15 protein-coding genes are annotated in these 18,036 nt (G+C 70.0%); 10 read left to right on the top strand and 5 right to left on the bottom strand.

Annotated elements, in window-relative coordinates; genetic code table 11:
• Positions 1–53: 53 nt before the first annotated feature.
• The 10 genes from HUA78_RS32220 to HUA78_RS32265 all read left to right on the top strand — a co-directional run bounded on the left by HUA78_RS32220 (position 54) and on the right by HUA78_RS32265 (position 13,043).
• Positions 54–797: a dihydrolipoamide acetyltransferase gene (locus tag HUA78_RS32220; protein ID WP_141648178.1), complete on the top strand. Its 744-nt coding sequence runs from the start codon at positions 54–56 to the stop codon at positions 795–797.
• A 16-nt stretch (positions 798–813) separates the two neighbouring features.
• The gene (locus HUA78_RS32225) at positions 814–3,222 is read left to right on the top strand and encodes a tetratricopeptide repeat protein (protein ID WP_371745703.1); all 2,409 of its coding nucleotides are present in this window, start codon (positions 814–816) and stop codon (positions 3,220–3,222) included.
• Positions 3,222–6,599: a tetratricopeptide repeat protein gene (locus HUA78_RS32230; RefSeq protein ID WP_174477857.1), complete on the top strand. Its 3,378-nt coding sequence runs from the start codon at positions 3,222–3,224 to the stop codon at positions 6,597–6,599. Before HUA78_RS32225 ends, HUA78_RS32230 begins: the two co-directional genes overlap by 1 nt.
• Positions 6,596–8,182 carry a tetratricopeptide repeat protein gene (locus HUA78_RS46785; RefSeq protein ID WP_371745704.1) on the top strand — a complete coding sequence of 529 codons (1,587 nt, stop codon included), beginning with the start codon at positions 6,596–6,598 and terminating at the stop codon, positions 8,180–8,182. The genes HUA78_RS32230 and HUA78_RS46785 overlap by 4 nt, the downstream gene beginning before the upstream one ends.
• 7 nt (positions 8,183–8,189) lie before the next feature.
• On the top strand, positions 8,190–8,486 hold the full coding sequence (locus tag HUA78_RS32240) for a hypothetical protein (protein ID WP_141648182.1): 297 nt from the start codon (positions 8,190–8,192) through the stop codon (positions 8,484–8,486).
• 3 nt (positions 8,487–8,489) lie between these two features.
• Positions 8,490–9,830, top strand: coding sequence for an AgmX/PglI C-terminal domain-containing protein (locus HUA78_RS32245; RefSeq protein WP_174477858.1), 1,341 nt, complete (start codon positions 8,490–8,492; stop codon positions 9,828–9,830).
• Positions 9,831–9,871: 41 nt separating this feature from the next.
• Positions 9,872–10,318, top strand: coding sequence for a cyclic nucleotide-binding domain-containing protein (locus HUA78_RS32250; protein ID WP_174458516.1), 447 nt, complete (start codon positions 9,872–9,874; stop codon positions 10,316–10,318).
• 87 nt (positions 10,319–10,405) lie between these two features.
• On the top strand, positions 10,406–10,966 hold the full coding sequence (locus tag HUA78_RS32255) for a hypothetical protein (protein ID WP_174458515.1): 561 nt from the start codon (positions 10,406–10,408) through the stop codon (positions 10,964–10,966).
• A gap of 150 nt (positions 10,967–11,116) precedes the next feature.
• Positions 11,117–12,379, top strand: a complete 1,263-nt coding sequence (locus tag HUA78_RS32260; RefSeq protein WP_174477859.1) for a hypothetical protein — start codon at positions 11,117–11,119, stop codon at positions 12,377–12,379.
• A gap of 49 nt (positions 12,380–12,428) precedes the next feature.
• Positions 12,429–13,043: a polysaccharide biosynthesis/export family protein gene (locus HUA78_RS32265; protein WP_141649229.1), complete on the top strand. Its 615-nt coding sequence runs from the start codon at positions 12,429–12,431 to the stop codon at positions 13,041–13,043.
• Here the strand turns inward: HUA78_RS32265 and HUA78_RS32270 are convergent.
• Genes HUA78_RS32270 through HUA78_RS32290 form a run of 5 tightly spaced genes read right to left on the bottom strand, consistent with a single transcriptional unit; the run spans position 13,040 to position 17,999 of the window.
• Positions 13,040–13,867 (bottom strand): inositol monophosphatase family protein, encoded by an 828-nt coding sequence (locus HUA78_RS32270; protein WP_174477860.1) that lies wholly within the window; start codon positions 13,865–13,867, stop codon positions 13,040–13,042. The two genes, HUA78_RS32265 and HUA78_RS32270, sit on opposite strands and share 4 nt — an antisense overlap.
• An 18-nt stretch (positions 13,868–13,885) precedes the next feature.
• Positions 13,886–14,446, bottom strand: a complete 561-nt coding sequence (locus tag HUA78_RS32275; protein ID WP_174458511.1) for a TlpA disulfide reductase family protein — start codon at positions 14,444–14,446, stop codon at positions 13,886–13,888.
• A gap of 1 nt (position 14,447) precedes the next feature.
• On the bottom strand, positions 14,448–15,920 hold the full coding sequence (mpl, locus tag HUA78_RS32280; protein ID WP_174477861.1) for a UDP-N-acetylmuramate:L-alanyl-gamma-D-glutamyl-meso-diaminopimelate ligase: 1,473 nt from the start codon (positions 15,918–15,920) through the stop codon (positions 14,448–14,450).
• Positions 15,913–17,103 (bottom strand): serine hydrolase, encoded by a 1,191-nt coding sequence (locus HUA78_RS32285; protein WP_174477862.1) that lies wholly within the window; start codon positions 17,101–17,103, stop codon positions 15,913–15,915. The genes mpl and HUA78_RS32285 overlap by 8 nt, the downstream gene beginning before the upstream one ends.
• Positions 17,100–17,999 carry an LD-carboxypeptidase gene (locus HUA78_RS32290; protein ID WP_174477863.1) on the bottom strand — a complete coding sequence of 300 codons (900 nt, stop codon included), beginning with the start codon at positions 17,997–17,999 and terminating at the stop codon, positions 17,100–17,102. Before HUA78_RS32290 ends, HUA78_RS32285 begins: the two co-directional genes overlap by 4 nt.
• Between the last annotated feature and the right edge of the window lie 37 nt (positions 18,000–18,036).

Below are 18,036 nucleotides of genomic sequence, written 5' to 3' on the forward strand. Positions count from 1 at the left end.
GTGTTACAACCTGCTGCCGACGGGCCGGGCCGTCCGCCTCCTGAGGTCGCACAGTGCGTGTCGCAGCCGCCACCCTCCGCCTCCTCGCGCTCGTGAGCGCCACCCTCTGTGGGGCGGCGCTCGCGCAGGAGCCGCGCCCCACGGCGCCCGCCGCCGCCTCGAGCACCGAGGCGCCTCCCGTGGCCCCTTCCGAAGGCGACAGCACCGCGGATGAAGCCTTCAACACGCGGGTGAAGACGCTGGAGGAGCAGGTCGTCGACCTGAAGGAGAAGATCTACCGCTCCAAGGCCCGACTCCTGTTGCTCCAGGAGACGGTGCTGGGCGGAGACGTCACCACCGGGGCTCGCGCGCTCATCGTCCACAAGAACGAGATGGGCAGCTCCTTCATCCTGGAGTCGGTGACGTACGCGCTGGATGGCGCGCCCATCTTCACGCAGGTCGACATCCAGGGCGAAGAGCTGAGCAAGCGCGAGCAGTTCGAGGTCTTCAACGGGCGCATCGTCCCGGGACAGCACCAGCTCGCGGTGCGGCTCGTCTACCGGGGCGGCGGCTTCGGCGTGTTCAGCTACCTGGAGGGCTACAAGTTCAAGGTGCAATCCAGCTACACCTTCAACGCGGAGCCAGGAAAGGTGTCCACGGTGCGCGTGGTGGGCTTCGAGCAGGGCGGCCTCACGCTGGACATGAAGGACCGGCCCGCGGTGCGCTACGACATCGAGCTGTCGCGCGACACGGCGCCGCGCATCGACGGCGAAGCGGGCGGAAGCCCTCCGGCCGCCACCTCCACTGAAGCGCGGTAGGGGTCCGCCGGTGAACGTGTCGCTTCGCGCTCTCGCCCTCGTGCTCAGCCTCGTGGGGGGCGCCTCCGCCTTTGCCGCCGAGCCTCCCCCGCCGCCTCCGACTCCCCAGGAGCTGGAGCAGCGCCTGTCCTCCGTGGAGCAGCAGCTCCAGGTCGCCGAGGAGAGCCTGCGCTTCGTCGAGACACAGTACAGCCAGCGCCCGGAGCCCGATGAAGAGCAGGCCCGCTCGCGGCGCTACTCCGACGCGGAAATCCAGTACCTGCTCGGCGACTGGAGCGCGGCCTCCGTCCACTTCTACGACCTGGTGAGCGACCCGGCGTTCCGGAGCCACCCGCGCTACGCGGACGCGCTCTACTTCCTCGCGGATGCGCTGTACCAGCAGAAGAACGACATCGGCGCGCGGCTCTACCTGCGCGAGCTGTTGTCGCAGCCCACGCCGACCGCGCGCCACCGTGACGCGCTCACGCGCTACCTGGCCATCTCCGGACGGTTGAACCTGTTCGACGACGTCGAGACCTACGTCGAGCAGGCGCGCACGTTGTTCGGCGGCCAGCTTCCGCCCGACGTGCAGTACGTCCAGGCGAAGTGGCTCTTCCGCCGCACCGACCTGCCCGCCGCCGAGCGAATCGCCCGTGCGCGCTCGGCCTTCTCGCCGCTGGCCCAGGCCCATGGCGGCCCGTATCAGCTCCAGGCCGGCTACCACATGGCGGTGCTGTCGATGCAGGCCGGCGAGCTGCCCCTCGCCATCCTCCAGTTCCAGCAGCTCCTCACGCCCCTGTCGAACGAGGGAGGCTCCGCGCCCACCGCGACGCCGGGCAAGCCCGTCACCCGCTCGACGGCGGACACGGACACGCGGCGCATCCGCGAGCTGTCGCTCATGTCGTTGGGACGGCTCCTGTACGAAGCAGGCCGCTTCGACGAGGCGCTGGACCGCTACGGCCAGGTGTCGCAGGACAGCGAGTCCTTTCCGGAGTCGCTCTACGAAATCGCGTGGACGCAGGTGCGCAAGGGCAACCACCAGGAGGCGAAGAACGCCGTCGACATCCTGTTGCTCGTCGCCCCCGACTCGCGGCTCGCGCCCGACGCGAAGCTCCTCCAGGGACACCTGCTCCAGAAGCTCAAGCGGTACGACGAGGCCATCGCCTCCTACGACGAGCTCATCGGCACCTTCCGCCCCGTGCGCGAGAAGGTGGACGCCCTCTTGAACGCCAACCGGGACCCCGTCGCGTACTTCGAGCGGCTCCTGGCGCGCACGGACACCGTCCCGGACGTGCGCACGCTGTTGCCGCCCCTGGCCCTGAAGTACGCCTCCACCGAGCGCGAGGTGAGCCGCGCGGTGAAGATGGTGGGCGACATCGACACCGGGAAGAAGGGCGCCGTCGACGCACGCGAGCTGGCGGCCCGCATCCTTCGCGCGCTGGACTCGCGGAAGCTGGAGACCTTCCCGGAGCTGCAAGAGGGCTTCACGCGCGCGGACGCGGTGGAGACGGCCATTACGCACGCCGAGTCGACGCTGGTGGAAGTGGAGGGACTCGCGCTGGAGCCGTCGCTCACCTCGCAGGAGCGGGACCGACTCGCGCCCCTGCGCCGCGAGCGCGATGCGCTGGCCGCCCGCTTCGCCACGCTTCCCACCACGCAGAAGGGGCTGGAGGAGCGGCTGCGCCGCATGCAGACCCGGGTGGACGCGGTGGACCGCGAGGCCTTCCGGCTGGGCACGGAGATTCAGGGACTGCACGCCATCGCCTCGGCGGTGCGCAAGTGGGTGGATGACACGCGGCTGCTTCGCCAGACGCCACCCGACGAGGAACAAGAGTTCCTGGTGCAGCTCCAGGCCGAGGTCCAGACGCTGAATGATCTCCAGTTGGAGCTGGACCGGACGCGCGGTCGGCTCGCGGATGAGCGCAACAGCGCGGCGGCGTCCCTCTCCGGGGAACAGGCCATCCGCGGCCGCTACGCGGCGGCGCTGCGCTCCGAGCACGAAGTGCTCAGTGAAGCGGAGCGTCGACAGTCTCCCACTGCGGTGCTGACGCACTCGCATCAGGTGCGGGAGCGAGGCGAGGCGCTGCGCAAGCGCGTGGCGGAGGCCCAGGCCGCGCTGCGGACCCAGGTGGACCAGCGAGGACAGCGCATCCGCGCGAAGGTGCTGGCCGAGCAGCACTTGCTGGAGCGCTACGAGGCCGAGGTCGCCGCGGTGTCCGGCAACGCGAAGCAGTTGGTGGGCCGCATCGCCTACGACAGCATCCGGCGCGTGCGTCGGCAGTTCTACGACCTGGTGCTCAAGGCGGACGTGGGCGTGGTGGACGTGGCCTTCACCGAGAAGCAGGACAAGACGACGAACATCCAGAAGATGTCCGCGCAGAAGGCCGAGGCGCTGCGCGCGCTGGACGCCGACTTCCGTGACGTGCTGTCGGAGGAGGGACGGTGATGCGGCGCGTGCTCGCGGTGCTGCTCTCCGTGGCCTCGCTGCCCGCCGCCGCCCAGGCGCCGGACACCGCCGCGCAAGCCCCCTCCCCCGCCCAGGCGGAGAGTCCCTCCGGGACACCGGCCGCGGGCTACCTGACGGGCCTGGGCCGCACACCCGAGGAAGAGGCGCTGCTCCAGGACGTCAGCCGCGCCCTGCGCACGTATGACGAGGAGTCTCGCGAGTTCAGCCGCGAGGTGCAGCTCCTGATGGAGCGCAAGTACGAGCAGAAGCGCGACTCGCTCGCATCCTCATACGAGAAGGTCATCCGGGACTTCGAGGCCCAGGAGCGCAAGGAGCGGATGGAGGCCATCGTCCGCTTCGAGGAGTTCCTCCGCCGCTACCCGCAGGAGCCGCGCTACACGCCGGACGTGATGTTCCGGCTGGCGGAGCTCTATTACGAGCGCTCGCAGGACGAGCATCAGCTGGCGCTGAAGGAGTACCGAGACCGGCTGGAGGCCCACGACAAGAACCCCGACTCGGCCTTCCCCGTGGAGCCGAAGAAGGACTACGGGGACTCCATCGCGCTGTACCGCCGGCTCTTGAAGGACTACCCCACCTACCGCCTCAACGACGGCGCCTGGTACCTGTTGGGCTACTGCCTGGAAGAGCAGGAGCAGGTCGACGAGAGCTTCCGCACCTACCAGCAGCTCATCGCCCGCTATCCGCGAAGCCGCTTCGCCACCGAGGCGTGGGTCCGCATCGGCGAGTACTGGTTCGACAACTACAAGGACCCGAAGGCCCTGCCCCGCTCCGCGCAGGCCTTCGAGGCCGCCGCCCGCGACACGCTGCATCCGCTCTACGACAAGGCCCTCTACAAGCTGGGCTGGACGTACTACCGGATGGACCGCTTCGACGAAGCGGTGGAGTCCTTCCTCACGTTGGTGGACTTCTACGAAGCCCAGCGCGTCGCGAAGGGCGAGGCCGAGGCTGGCGGAGACCTGCGCGACGAGGCCCTCCAGTACGTGGCCATCTCGCTGGCGGACGAGACGTGGGGTGGACTGCCTCGCGCCCAGGCCCTCTTCGCGAAGCGCGGCCCCAAGCCCTACGAGGCGGACGTCTACCGCCGGCTGGGCAACGTCTACTTCGACCAGACGAACCACCCCGCAGCCATCGCGGCCTATCAGCGCGTGCTCCAACAGGAACCCATGGCGCCGGACGCGCCGGAGCTCCAGCAGCGCATCGCCCTGGCCTACGAGCGAGACCGGCTGCTCGCGGAGTCCTTCACGGAGTCGGAGCGACTCGCCAGCCTCTATCAACCCGGCACGGCCTGGTACGCGAAGAACCAGGGAGACCCCGACGCGCTCTCGCGAGCCAACATGCTCGTCGAGAAGAGCCTCTATACGAGCGCCACCTTCCACCACCAGCAGGCGCTGGTGTTCAAGAAGGAGGGCAAGTTCGAGCAGGCCAGCACGGGCTTCGCCACCGCCGCGCGCGCCTACGGCACGTACCTGGAGCGCTTCCCGCGCAGCAAGAGCGCGGGCGAGATGCGCTTCTATTACGCGGAGTGCCTCTACTTCTCCTTCCAGTTCGCCGAGGCCGCGAAGAGCTACGAGCTGGTGCGCGACACCGGCGTGAGCGAGAAGCACCGCGACGAGGCGGCGCACAGCGCGGTGCTCGCGTGGCAGCAACTGCTCGCGAAGGACATTCAGTCCGGCAAGACGCCGGACCTCAGGCCGCTGCGCTCCACCGAGCGGCCCGAGGGCTCGGCGGTGAAGCCCGTGCCGCTGACGCCCACCGAGCAGAAGCTGGTGTCGGCCTCCGACAAGTACGTGGCGCTCCTGCCGCGCGACGCGAAGGCCGCGGGCATCGCCTACAAGGCCGCGGAGCTGTACTACGCGCACGACGACTTCCCCGAGGCCCGCAAGCGCTTCGAGCGCATCATCCAGACGTGGCCCAAGAGCGAGGTGGCCCGCTACGCCACCAACCTCACCGTCGAGACGTTCCTCATCGACAAGGACTGGCGCAGCGTGGAGGAGGTCAGCGCGAGGCTGGCCAGCAACACGCAGGTCATCGACCCGACCAGCGACCTCCACAAGCAACTGGTGAAGTTCAAGCTCGCGGGCCGCTTCAAGCTCGCGGACCAGCTCCTGGCCGAGGGCAAGCACGAGGAGGCCGCGCGCAAGTACATCCAGCTCGTCGACGAGGAGCCCCGGCACGAGTTCGCGGACAAGGCCCTCAACAACGCCGCCGTCGCGCACGAGAACACCCGGCGCTTCGACTCCGCGATGAAGCTCTACGAGCGCATCTATCGCGAGTACCCGTCCTCCCCGCTCGCGGACGCGGCGCTGTTCCGCGTGGCGGTGAACGCGGAGAAGTCCTACGACTTCGACAAGGCCGTCGTCAGCTACCAGAAGCTGGTGAAGGACTACCCCGCATCGAAGGACCGGGAGGCGGCGCTCTTCAACACCGGTCGACTGCTCGAAGGCCAGCAGCGCTACGCGGAGTCCGCGGCGACGTTCCTGCGCTATGCGGAGCTGTTCCCCACCGCCGAGGACGCGCCGAAGAACCAGTACCGCGCGGCCATCTTGTTGGAGAAGCAGGGCGACCCTCGCGGAGAGGTCCGCGCGCTCCAGGAGTTCGTGCGCAAGTTCGCCAACAAGCCCGGCCAGGTGGAGCTGGTGGTGGACGCGCACCGACGCATGGGTGACGCGCACCAGAAGCTCGGCGATGAGAAGGAAGCCCAGCGCGCGTACACCCAGGCGGCGAGCGAGTTCGACCGACGCAAGCTCAAGCCGGACACCCATCCCCTCGCGGCGAACGCGGCGGCGTATGGACGCTTCCAGTTGGCGGAGGCGGAGCTGCAGAGGTTCGACAAGCTGAAGATTGGCGGCTGGGGCAAGGCCCTGGTGCGCAGCTTCGCGGTGAAGCGCGCGGCGGTGAAGACGGTGAAGGACGCGTACTCGCGCGTCTATCCGTACAAGCAGCTCGAGTGGTCCCTCGCGGCGGCCTACCGCTCCGGCTACGCGCTGGAGCGCTTCGCCAACACCATCATCGAAACGCCCGTGCCGCCCGACGTGAAGCGGCTGGGTGAGGACGCGGTGGTGACGTACCAGGACCTGCTCGCGCAGAACACGGCGGAACTGGAGGACGCGGCGGTGGAGAGCTACGCCGTCGCCCTGGCGGAGGCTCGGAAGAATCGCGTCTCCAACGAGTGGACGCGGCGCACGCTGGAGTCCCTCAACCGCTTCCGTCCCAAGGAGTACCCGGTGCTCAAGGAGCCCAAGCAGGCGCTCGCGTCCGACGCCGCTTATCCGGACGGGCTCATCGGCAGCGTGAGCGGGCCCGCCCGCCCCGCGTCGGCGGACGAGAGCCGCATCACCGGGGGAGCCAAGCCGTGAGCTTCTCTCCACGCACGCCGGGGGCCTCCGCACTCACCGCGCTGTTCCTGTCCTCGGGCCTGTGGCTGTCCGCGTGTGCCTCCGGCCCGGAGACGCGCCCCACAGCCGAGGCGCCCGTCGAGGCAACGGCCGATGCGGACTCCAAGGCCGCGCCCGTCCCCACCGTCGTCGCGCCTCCGCCCCGCAGCACGGCGCAGGACTTCGAGCAGGCCGTGGCGATCGCGCGGGCCGGAGAGCTGACGGCGGCGGAGACGGCGCTGCGCGCGCTGGTGACGCAGAACCCGAATCTCGACTACGCGTGGACGAACCTCGGCATCGTCCAGGAGCGGCTGGGACGGCACGAGGACGCGGAGCGCTCGTATCGTCAGGCGCTCGCGGTGGCTCCCGAGCAGGAGTCCGCATGGGACTGCCTGGCGCGCCTGTACGGACGCACGGGCCGCTCCGCTGCGCTGGAGACGGAGCTGCGCGGGTTGGTGGAGACGAAGCAGGACTCGGCGCCGCTGCACACCGCGCTGGCCATCACCCTGCTCCAGCAGAAGAAGCTGGGGCCCGCGGCCACCGAGGCGAAGCAGGCCCTCAAGTTCGATGAGCGCCACACTCGCGCCATGCAGGTGCTCGCGCAGGTGTACTACCGCGAGGGCAAACACGAGCTGGCGCGCATGGTGCTGGAGAACGCGCGGGACATCGCGCCAGGCGACGCCGCCACACGCAATGCACTGGGGCTGGTGTACCTGGCGCTGAAGGTGGGCCCGCAGGCCCTGGCGGAGTTCAAGGAGGCCGCGAAGCTCCGGCCCGACTTCGCCGAGGCACGCAACAACTTCGGCGCGCTGCTCAACGAGGCCCAGGACTACCCGGCCGCCGTCACCGAGCTCGAAGCGGCGGTGCGAGCCGCTCCCGACTTCGCCGCCGCGCGCCTCAACCTGGGCAATGCCTACCGGGGACAGGGGGAGTTCGAGCGCGCCAAGGCCGAGTACGAGCAGGTGCTCGTGCTGCTCCCCGGTCAGCCCGACCCGTTCTTCAACCTCGCCATCCTGTTCCTCGACGTGGAGCCCCCGGGGGTCGACCCCATCCAGCGGTACAAGACGGCCCTCACCTACTTCGAGCGCTACGAAGCCCAGGGTGGTCGCGACAACCGCATCCCCCAGTACACGAAGGACGCGCGCAAGAGCATCGAGCGCGAGGAGCGCCGCCTGGAGCGCGAGCGCAAGGACCAGCTCCGCAAGGCCGCGGAGCAGGAGAAGGCCCAGCAGGAGCAGGCGAAACAGGCCGCCGAGAACAACGCGCCGACCACCGCCCCACCCGCGCAGGCCGCCCCCGCGGACAAGGGAACGGCCTCCACTTCGACGCCGCCCGTGCAGGGCGCATCCGCTCCGGCCAGCCCACCCGAGCAGACCGCTCCATCAGGCTCCGAGAACCCCGGCGCGGTGCCCACTCCGCCGGCCCCCACCCCAGCACCTTCCGCGCACGTCGGAGCACCCTCGGAGGGAACTCCGCCCCCCGCGCCGGTGTCCCAGCCCGAGCCCGCTTCCGGCACCGCGCCCTCGAAGAGCGGCTCGGGTAAGCTGGCCACCGACAAGAACTAGGATCGCCATGCGCGCCACCTTCGCCCTCTTCGTGCTCCTCACCACCGCGCCCGTGCTCGCGCAGGACGCTGGCAAGTCCGCCGCGCCCGGCACTGGCGGGGCCACGTCGAGCAGCGAAGCGGCGCCCGCGAAGAAGGCGCCTCGCAAGGTCATCCGCCTGGACGCGCTCACCGTCGAGGGCCGCATCCAGAAGCCCCAGGCTTTCTACATCCTCCCCCGCTCCAACCTGAGCTTCGACGACCTCAACCGCACGGAGAGCTTCGTGCCCAAGGTCGAGAAGAGCGTCGAGCAGGAGCCCTTCTAGGCCATGGCCGCCCCGTCACCTTCCAAGCTGCTCCGCGTCGGCCTCATCCAGAACGGCCAGATTGTCGAAGAGCACCACGTCCGGCGCGAGAGCGTCACCATCGGCCATGACGCGCGCAACACCATCGTCCTGCCCGCCTCGGACGACAGGCCCGCGCGCTTCAGCGTGTTCGAGAACCAGGGCCACCAGTTCCTGCTCGTCATCAACGAGTTCATGAAGGGCCGCGTCAACCTCGGCTCCTCCGACGTGGACTTCGACGCCCTGCGCTCCCAGGGGCTCGCCTCGCGCCGGGGTGACCTCTACGTCCTCCCCCTCCAGGAGACCGCGCGCGGCAAGGTGGAGCTGGGCGACGCCACCCTCTTCTTCCAGTTCGTCGCGCCCAAGGCCGAGGAAGCGCGTCCGGTGATGCCCTCGGACATCCGCGTCAGCCGCTGGAAGACGATGGACCGCGTCTTCTTCGGCATCCTCGCCGCCTCGCTGCTCGTCCACTTCTCCGGCGCCGCCATCATCCTCTCCGCGGAGGCCCCCAAGGAGCAGGAGCTGGCGTTGGATCAGCTCGATGACCGCTTCGTGCGCGCCATCATCCCCCAGCGCCCCATCGAGACCGCGAAGCCCGCCACGCCGGGCCCCGCAGAGACGCCGAAGGAAGACGTCAAGCCCCCCGAGCCGAAGGACGGCGCGGACAAGCCCGCGTCGGAGAAGCCCGCGGCCGCCGCCGAGCGCCACGCGGAGATGGTGAAGAAGGTCTCCGACAAGGGCCTGTTGAAGATGCTCGGCTCCAAGGGCTCTGGCACCGGCGCGTTCCAGGACGTGCTGGGCAGCGCCAGCGGTGGCAGCGACATCGTCGCCGCGCTCCAGGGCGCCGGCGGCGTGGGCGTGGCCAACGAGGCCTCCGTCGGCAAGGGTACCGGCCCGCGCGGCGGTGGCACCGGCACCGTGACGGGCATCGGCGAGCTGGGCACCCAGGGCGGCGGCAAGGTGGACCTGGGCACGAAGAAGGAAGTCGAAGTGAAGGGCCGCGTGCAGGACGCGACGCCGGACGTCGACAGCTCCGACGTGGACCGCGACGCGCTCGCCCGCTACGTCCGCGCGCGCAAGGGCGCCATCCAGAGCTGCTACGAGAAGGAGCTCAAGCGAAACCCCAACCTCAAGGGCAAGGTGGTGGTGCGCTTCTCCATCACCCCGTCCGGCCGAGTGGGGGACTTCGAAGTCGACGAGAACACCCTCGGCAGCGAGGCGGTGGCCAGCTGCATCCGCGCCGCCATCCGCGGCTGGGTGTTCCCGTTCAAACCCGAGTCCGCCGCCACCGTTTCCTACCCCTTCGTCTTCTCGCCGACGGGGTAGGCTCCGGCGCCGGTGTACCCAGCGCGGGCTCCGAGGGGACCATGGAGAAGCTGGCCGTCATCGCCGCCTCACCGCTGTTCGAGATGCTCTCTCCCGTGGAGCTGGACCGTCTGGCGGAGCTGGCCCGGACGCGCCACTGCGTCCCCGGCGAGGTCATCTTCCATGAAGGGGATTTGGGCGACAGCCTCTTCCTCGTCGTCGAAGGCCAGGTGGAAGTGGCCCGGAACGGCACGGATGGGTTGCCGCGCACCCTGGCCGTGCTGTCACCTCCCGAGTTCTTCGGGGAGATGGGCCTCATCGACAAGGACTACCGCTCCGCCACCGTGCGCGCGCGAACGCAGGCCCACCTGCTCCAGCTCACCGCTGGGGACTTGCGCGCCTTCCGCAACGAGTACGCCGACGGCTTCACCTTCGTCGTCGTCAATATCGCCCGAAGCCTGGCTGCTCGACTGCGTGAGGCCAATGCCCGCCTCTCCAGTAACCACTGAATAACTGGGGGTTCGTCGCGTTGACACCCCACCCCCCGCCTTCTACGCTTTGTTGCAATGGGAAGGGCCGGGAGAGCCGAGAGGCGTATGCGCACTGTCGGAATGGTCGCTGTGATCGTCGCCACGGGCGTGGCCGTCGCGCAGGGACCGGTGCCCTCGCCCCGGTCACCCGCCGCCACCACCACGCTGGAGAAGGCGAGTGAAGTGCCTGACTCGCAGAAGCTGGAGCGCAGCACCCAGGCCTTGAGTGTCATGCGAGACGTGCTTCGCCAGGTGCTCGGCAAGGTGGAAGAAGCGCGCCGCACCAAGGACGTGGTGAAGCTCAACTGCGCCAACGAGAAGCTCACGCAAATCAAGGGCCTGTTGCGCATCTCCGAGCAGGCGGACGTGTCGCTCCAGGAGTCCCTCACCCGGCGCGAGGTCTCCACCAGCGAGCACGAATACACCAAGGTGATGATCGCCCGGCAGAAGGTCGGCCAGCTCCGCTCGGAGGCCGAGGAGTGCATCGGTCAGCTCGCCTTCCGCACCGACGAGAACCTCTTCATCGAGGTGGAGGAGCCGGAGAACCTGCCTGGCGGCGACCCCACGCGCCCGCCCCCTCCCGACGACATCCTCGTGCGCCCGCCTCCCGCGAGCCCCATCAACTAGTCCCGTGCGCCCTCCGGCCCTCCGGGCGAGTCCAAGTCCCGTGTCGAACAATTCTTCGGCCCCTGAAATCGCGCGTGCTATGACGCCCCAGGCCGTCCGCATGAAAGGTGGGAGTGAGTACGCCCTCTCCCTGGGAAGCCACTGCGAGCCATGACGCTGAGAGGGACATTCTGGGGCACGGTCTGCGGGCTGGCGCTGATGGCGCCTGTCACCGTGGCCATGGCTCAGGACGGAGTCTCCGCGCCGGCCACGGGTGGCAACGGCTTCAAGGTCGGCAACGGCCGGCTGCATCCGTACTTCGAGTTGGAGACGCGGCTGGACAGCGGCGTGGGCTACTTCGGCCGCGAGGGCCAGGAGTTCCCCGGTGGCGTGTCGCCGGACCTGTCGGGTGAGCTGGCGATGCACTTCCGGCCGGGCTTCCGGCTGGACATCCCCTCTCCCCGGCTGGCGTTCAACCTCAACGCCAACCTGGACTACGTGCTCTTCACGGGCCTGATGACGCAGGGCTCGAACGCGGCCTCGCACATGGAGGGCGCCGCGGACCTGCTGGCGCGCATCAACCCGGAGGCGCCGCTGTCGCTGGAGCTGTCGGACCAGTTCACGCGCTCGGACCGGACGCGCACGGCGGCCATCGGCGCGGGCATCCTCAGCCTCTACAACGAGGCCAAGGTGAAGGCTCCGTGGCGGCCGGGGGGTGGCGCGGTGGAGGTGACTCCGGGCGTGGCCTACGCGGTGGAGTTCTTCGAGCCGCTGGGCGCTTCGGCGCCGGCGGACTGCGGCGAAGGCGTGTGCGACCCCGTCGGCGCGGACCGCTTCAACTACGGCAACCTGCACCTGGGCCTGGAGAGCCGCTGGCGCTTCCTGCCGAAGACGGCGCTGGTGCTCGACACCGGCGTGGACGTGCGCCGCTACTTCAACGACGGGGGCCCCAACGCCACGCTGCTGCGCGCGTTGATCGGCGTGGCGGGCCTCGTGTCGCCCAAGGTCGCGGTGACAGCGAAGGTGGGCTGGGGGCAGAACTTCGGGGAGGCGGGCGGCGGGACGGTGCTCGGCCAGTTGGACGGCACCTACCTGTTCAGCCCCACGCTGACGTTCAAGGGCGGCTACCTGCGCATGCTGGAGCCGGTCGCGGCCTACGGCATGTTCCGGGACGACCGGGTCTCCGCCGAGGCGCGCGCGTTGCTGGGCGGCAAGCTGACCTTGCACGCAATGGGCATGGTCGACTTCCTGAGCTTCTCCGGCAACCGTGGCGACACGGTGGTGACGGTGGACGCGGGGCCCGAGTACCAGTTCCGTCCGTGGCTCACCGGCGCCGCGGGCTACATGCTGAGCAACCGCTCATCCTCCGTGGATGGCGGCGGCCTGAACTACACGCGCCACGAGGGGTATGCTCGCCTCTCGGTGACGTACTGAGCCCCCGCCGCGCCGGGGAAGCTTCCCCGCCCACGAGGTCTCCTCCCGGATGAGAACGCTCCGCCTCTGTCTCGCCCTGCTCCTGTCGGGAGCGCTGTCCGCGTGCTTCGGCTCGGCGCCGCGTCCTCCGCCCCCCACGCCCACGCCAGCGGCCGAAGCGGGTGAGGCCCGCTCCGGCGGCGGCACGCTGGGGCCCGGGGACGTGGTGGAGGTGCGCGTCTTCCAGGAGCCCGAGCACTCCGGGACGTGGCGCCTGTCACCCGAGGGCACCATCGACTACCCGCTGTGCGGCAAGGTGCCGTTGCGCGGGACGACCCCCAGCACCGCGGCGGACACGCTGCGCGAGTGCCTTGCGCGCTACGTGCGCCGGCCGCAGGTGTCGGTGCTGATCCGCGAGTACAACTCGCACAAGGTCTTCGTCTTCGGCGAAGTGCAGAAGCCCGGCACCTTCCCGGTGGATGGAGAGATGTCCATCGTCCAGGCGATTACGCTCGCGGGCGGCTTCACCAAGCTGGCGGCGAAGAACAACACGCTGGTGACGCGCGTGGTGGACGGCCTGGAGCGGAAGATTCGAGTGCCCGTCGAGGACATCGGCGTGGGGCGCGAGAAGAACTTCATGCTCCAGCCCGGCGACATCGTCTTCGTGCCGGAGAGCTTCTTCTAGGGGCGCGGTGTCCAGCCCAGCTCGTCGATGAAGTTCCGGGCCTCGGAGAGCAGCACCGGAGCCAGCGCGGGCGCGGAGGCGATGACGTCACCGCGCATCACGCTGAACGGTGCGCCCGTGACATGGCGGATGACGCCTCCGGCCTCCTCCACGAGCAGCGAGCCCGCGGCGATATCCCAGGGCTTGAGGCCGAACTCGAAGAAGCCATCGAAGCGGCCCGCCGCCACATAGGCCAGGTCCATGGCCGCGCTGCCCGTGCGACGCATGCCCTGAGCGCGCAGGACGAAGCGGGTGAAGAGACCCACCGGCCCCTCCGGCTTCTCGCGGACGTCGTAGGGAAAGCCCGTGCACAACAGCGCCCTGTCCAGCCTGTCCACGGTGCTGGCGCGCAGCGGGCGGCCATTGAGCGTGGCGCCCTCCCCTCGCGCGGCGGAGAACAGCTCATCCAGCATCGGGTCATACACGGCGCCGGCCAGCACGCCGCCAGGGCCCTCCACGGCGACGCTGACGCAGAAGTGCGGCACGCGGTGGGCGTAGTTGGTGGTGCCGTCGAGCGGATCCACCAGCCAGCGCAGGCCATCCGTGCCCGCCGTCGCGCCGCTCTCCTCCGCGAGGATGGCGTGGGTGGGGTGGCGCAAGCGGATGAACGCGAGCAGCGCCTCCTCGGATGCGCGGTCCGCGTCCGTCACCAGGTCGATGCCGCCCTTGAGTTCGATGGTGCGCTCGCCCAGGAAGCGGTCGGCGAGGATGCGGCCGCCAAGGCGCGCACCCTCCTCCGCGGTGCGGCGCAGCTCGGCGGGAGTCTCCGGGGCCGTGTCAGCCATGACGTCTCCTGGGCGGGGCTACGGCGCGGGCTCGGCCAGCAGCGCTTCGATTTCAGACTGGTACTTGGTGAGGAACTCCTCGTTGAAGCCCTCGTGGACGTGGCGCACCACGCCGCGCTTGTCGATGAAGTACGTCGTGGGCATGCCACGCACCTTCAGCGTGCGCTCGGCCACGCGGGCGTTCTCGTCGACGAGGACGGGCAGGCCCACCTTCACTTCCTTCAGGAACGGCTCAATCGCGCGCGCGTCCTCGTCCACGTTGAGCGCGTAGACCTTGAGTCCCTTGGCGCCGTACTCGCGCACGAGGTTCTCGTAGAAGGGCAGCGCGTCCCGACAGGGCTCGCACCAGGTGGCCCACACGTCGACCAGCACCACGCTGCCCCTGTCACTCACGAGGTCATACAGCTCGCCACCGGGGTAGCGCTTCACCTGGAAGACGAGCGGCTGCGTGGCGGAGACCTGCGTGCCCTGCTCCTCGGGGCCCCCGGGCACGGCGGGCGTGAGGGGCGGCATCGTGCTGCTGCGAGCACAGCCCGTGACGGACAGGACACCCAGGAGGACGGTGAGCGGGAGGCGCATGTCAGGCAGTCTCCCCCGAGCGGGCCTTCAAGGCCACGAGCAGCTTCTCGATGAACCCACCGAAGGCGCCGTTGCTCATCACGAGCAGCACGTCACCGGGGCGGGACTCGCGCGCCACCAGGTCCACCATGGCCTGCACGTCGGTGGAGCCCTCGGCCGCGATTCCCTGCGCCTGGAGGTCCGCCACCAGCTTGCGCACGTCGAGCTCCTCGCCGACGGGCACCTTGTCGTGCCGCTCCGGCACCTTGAGGCTGGCGCGGGCCGCGCCGGTGAAGGCGTGGGCGTAGTCCTCCTGGTGGATGTTGCGGCGGCTGGTGTTGGAGCGGGGCTCGAAGATGGCCCACAGCCGACGCTCCGGGTAGCGATGGTGGATGGCGTCGATGGTCTCCCGCACGGCCGTCGGGTGGTGCGCGAAGTCGTCCACCACGAGGATGCCATTCGGCTCGCCGCGAGGCTCCTGCCGCCGCTTCACGCCCCGGAACGTGGACAGGCCCTTGGCGATTTCGTCGAAGGACAGGCCCAGCCCGCGCGCGGCGGCGATGACACTCAGCGCGTTCTCCACGTTGTGCAGGCCGCCCATGGGCAGCTCCACCGTGCCGAGCACCGTGCCGCGCTCCACCACCTGGAAGCGCGCGCCGTTGGCACCGAAGGAGACCTCGCGAGGGACGTAATCCGCTTCCGCGCCCTCCTTCGCGACGTAGGTGACGACGCGGCCCTGGCACCCCTCGCGCGCGAGCTTCACGGCGTTGGGGTACGCGGCGCAGACGACGAGCTGCCCGTCGGCGGGGATGAGCCGGACGAACTTCTCGAACGTCGCCTCGTAGTGGGGCAAGTCGCGGAAGATGTCCGCGTGGTCGAACTCCACGCTGGTGAGGATGGCGGTACGCGGACGGTAGTGGAGGAACTTGGAGCCCTTGTCCCAGTAGGCGGTGTCGTACTCGTCGCCCTCGACGACGAAGTGCGGCCCTTTGCCGACGCGGTAGTTGCCCGAGTAGTTCTGGGTGACGCCGCCCACGAGGAAGGACGGGTCCTTGCCGGCATCGACGAGGACGTGGGCCATCATGGAGGACGTCGTCGTCTTGCCGTGGGTGCCGGCGACGACGACAGCGTGCGAGCGGGCGAGGAAGAGCGAGCCCAGGGCGGCGGGAAAGCTCATCTGCTTGATGCCGCGCTCGCGGACGGCGGTGGCCTCGGGATTCACGCGGCGGATGACATTGCCGATGATGACGAGGTCGGGCTTCGCGTCGTCCAGGTTCTCCGGACGGTAGGGCGAGGCGGCGGGGATGCCCCACGCCTTGAGCATGTCGCTCATGGGTGGGTAGACATTCTCGTCGCTGCCGGTGACTTCGTAGCCGGCGGCCTTGAGCATTCCAGCGAAGGAGCCCATGCCGGTGCCCGCCACGCCCACCAGGTGGACGCGGCGGACGCTGCCGGGCTCGAGGGTGTCGAGGACGTTACCGTTGTCGTCAGCCATGCGTTCCCTGCGAGATGGCGGTGAGGCCGAGCGCCTCCACGACGAAGTCATGGAAGACGGGTCGGAAGTCGCGGATGCGCAGCTCCTGGCGGCCCAGCGCCACGCGGTTGGTGACGAGCGCCACCACCAGCGAGCGACGCAGGTCCACCCAGAGACTCGTTCCGGTGAAGCCCAGGTGCCCGACGGCGCCCGGAGGTGAGTCGCCCACGAAGCGGCCCGCGCTGGATCCCACTTGGGACGGTGAGTCGAAGCCCATGGAGCGCGTGCTGCCTTGCACGAGCGCATCCGTGGCGAGCGCGCGGTGCCAGAGCGGGGCTGGCGCAATCACGGGGCTCGTCCCCGCGCAGCCATCGAGCACGGCCTGACCGAAGCGGGCCACGTCCACGGCGGTGCCGAAGAGGCCCGCGTGTCCGGCGACGCCGTCCATCACCCAGGCGTTGTCGTCATCGACTTCACCGGGACGCGTGGGTTGAGTGGGCACGTCCTTCCACAGCGACTCCTGACCGGGCGCGGGCTCGCGGGGGCGCGTGGCGCCGGTGGGTGCGGGCATGGCGTCGGCGGGGAAGTCGGTGAGGCGGTGGAAGCGGGCGGAGAGGCCGAGCGGCTCGGCGACGTGGCGGGAGAAGAGCGTGTCCAGCGGGGCGCTGGCGGCGCGGGAGAGAATCTCACCGAGGAGGATGAAGCCCACGTCGCTGTACGCGGTGCGCGTGCGAGGCGCGGCGGCGAGCGGCGTGGACGCGGCGGCCTGGAGGACCTCGTCGCGGACGCGGGAGCGCGTGGCGGAGGGACAGGTGGCGTCGAGCAGCTCGGGGTGGGCGCTGAGGGCCTGCGCGAAGAACGGGACGAAGGGAGGCAGGCCGGAGCGGTGGTAGAGCAGGTCCGCGACGGTGGCGCCCGCGTCGCCGACGGGCGAGCCAGGGAAGTAGCGGGACACGAGGGTATCGGGCCCCACCTTGCCTTCGGTCCACAGGCGGAGGAACAGGGCGGTGGTGCTGATGACCTTCGTGAGCGAGGCGAGGTCGAAGCGCGTGTCGCCAGAGACTTTTCCCGCGACGCCGCCGAAGACCTGGACGCCTCGGTGGAGGACGACGGCCTGGGCTGCGGGGAAGACGCCGATGCCCACGGCCTCGTCGAGCAGTGTCTGGAGGACGGCGATGGGGTGTTGTTCAGGAGGGGCGCTCATGCGCGCACGGCTCCTTCGAGGAACGTGAGCCGGGCCGAGTCCGCGTCCAGGCGAACCTGCGTGCCGAGGGCCACGGGGTAGTTGAGGGCACCGTGGCCGATGGGGAAGCCCGCCGCGCAGGGGACGCCCGATTCACGCGCGAGGTCTCGGAGGACGTCGCCGCTGGTGTAGTCGGTGCCCCGCTCCTCGCAGGCGGTGAAGTCGCCGAGGACGATGCCGCGCACGCGGGAGAAGACGCCGGCGAGGCGCAGTTGGGTCCACATGCGGTCGAGGCGATAGGGGCGCTCGGTGACGTCCTCGAGGAGGAGCACGGCGCCGTCGAGGGGCGGCAGGTACGGGGTGCCCAGGAGGGTGGCGAAGACGGAGAGGTTGCCGCCGACGAGGTGGCCCTCGGCGGTGCCGGGGACGTAGGTGGCGGTGCCGGTCAGCGGGGGCGGGGCCTCGGGGGACTCGAGGAGGCGGAAGAAGTAGTCGCGGACCTCGGGAGGCTGCTTGCCGAGCTGGGTGAGGACAGGCCCGTGGATGGAGACGCGGCCGAGGACCTGGAGGGCGGCGTGGACGGAGGTGAGGTCGGAGAAGCCGGTGAAGAGGCTCGGCGCGGCGTCGGCGAAGGGAAGGCGCGGGAGGAGCCGGGCGCTGCCGTAGCCACCGCGGGCGCAGAAGATGGCGCGGGCGGAGGGGTCGAGGAGGGCGTGGGAGAGCTCTTCGGCGCGGCGCGAGTCGTCACCAGCGAGGTAGCGGTACGCGGAGCCGAGGTCGGGGCGGAGGACCGGGGAGTAGCGCTCGGCGATGACGGCGAGGCCGACGTCGAAGAGGGGGCGGTCGAAGGGCCCGGAGGGAGCGACGACGTGGACGGTGTCGCGGGGGCGGAGCGGGAGGGGCTTGAGCCAACGCACGGGCGCTTCATAGCACCGGGGGGACGGCGGGCATCCG

The organism is Myxococcus sp. CA033, assembly GCF_013336625.1.
In the GTDB taxonomy this organism is placed as follows: domain Bacteria; phylum Myxococcota; class Myxococcia; order Myxococcales; family Myxococcaceae; genus Myxococcus; species Myxococcus llanfairpwllgwyngyllgogerychwyrndrobwllllantysiliogogogochensis.

Coding starts and splice junctions, on each gene's coding strand:
- HUA78_RS32230 (WP_174477857.1), top strand. CDS start 3,222: ATGCGGCGCGTGCTCGCGGTGCTGCTCTCCGTGGCCTCGCTGCCCGCC.
- HUA78_RS32240 (WP_141648182.1), top strand. CDS start 8,190: ATGCGCGCCACCTTCGCCCTCTTCGTGCTCCTCACCACCGCGCCCGTG.
- HUA78_RS32245 (WP_174477858.1), top strand. CDS start 8,490: ATGGCCGCCCCGTCACCTTCCAAGCTGCTCCGCGTCGGCCTCATCCAG.
- HUA78_RS32250 (WP_174458516.1), top strand. CDS start 9,872: ATGGAGAAGCTGGCCGTCATCGCCGCCTCACCGCTGTTCGAGATGCTC.
- HUA78_RS32255 (WP_174458515.1), top strand. CDS start 10,406: ATGCGCACTGTCGGAATGGTCGCTGTGATCGTCGCCACGGGCGTGGCC.
- HUA78_RS32260 (WP_174477859.1), top strand. CDS start 11,117: ATGACGCTGAGAGGGACATTCTGGGGCACGGTCTGCGGGCTGGCGCTG.
- HUA78_RS32265 (WP_141649229.1), top strand. CDS start 12,429: ATGAGAACGCTCCGCCTCTGTCTCGCCCTGCTCCTGTCGGGAGCGCTG.
- HUA78_RS32270 (WP_174477860.1), bottom strand. CDS start 13,867: ATGGCTGACACGGCCCCGGAGACTCCCGCCGAGCTGCGCCGCACCGCG.
- HUA78_RS32275 (WP_174458511.1), bottom strand. CDS start 14,446: ATGCGCCTCCCGCTCACCGTCCTCCTGGGTGTCCTGTCCGTCACGGGC.
- mpl (WP_174477861.1), bottom strand. CDS start 15,920: ATGGCTGACGACAACGGTAACGTCCTCGACACCCTCGAGCCCGGCAGC.
- HUA78_RS32285 (WP_174477862.1), bottom strand. CDS start 17,103: ATGAGCGCCCCTCCTGAACAACACCCCATCGCCGTCCTCCAGACACTG.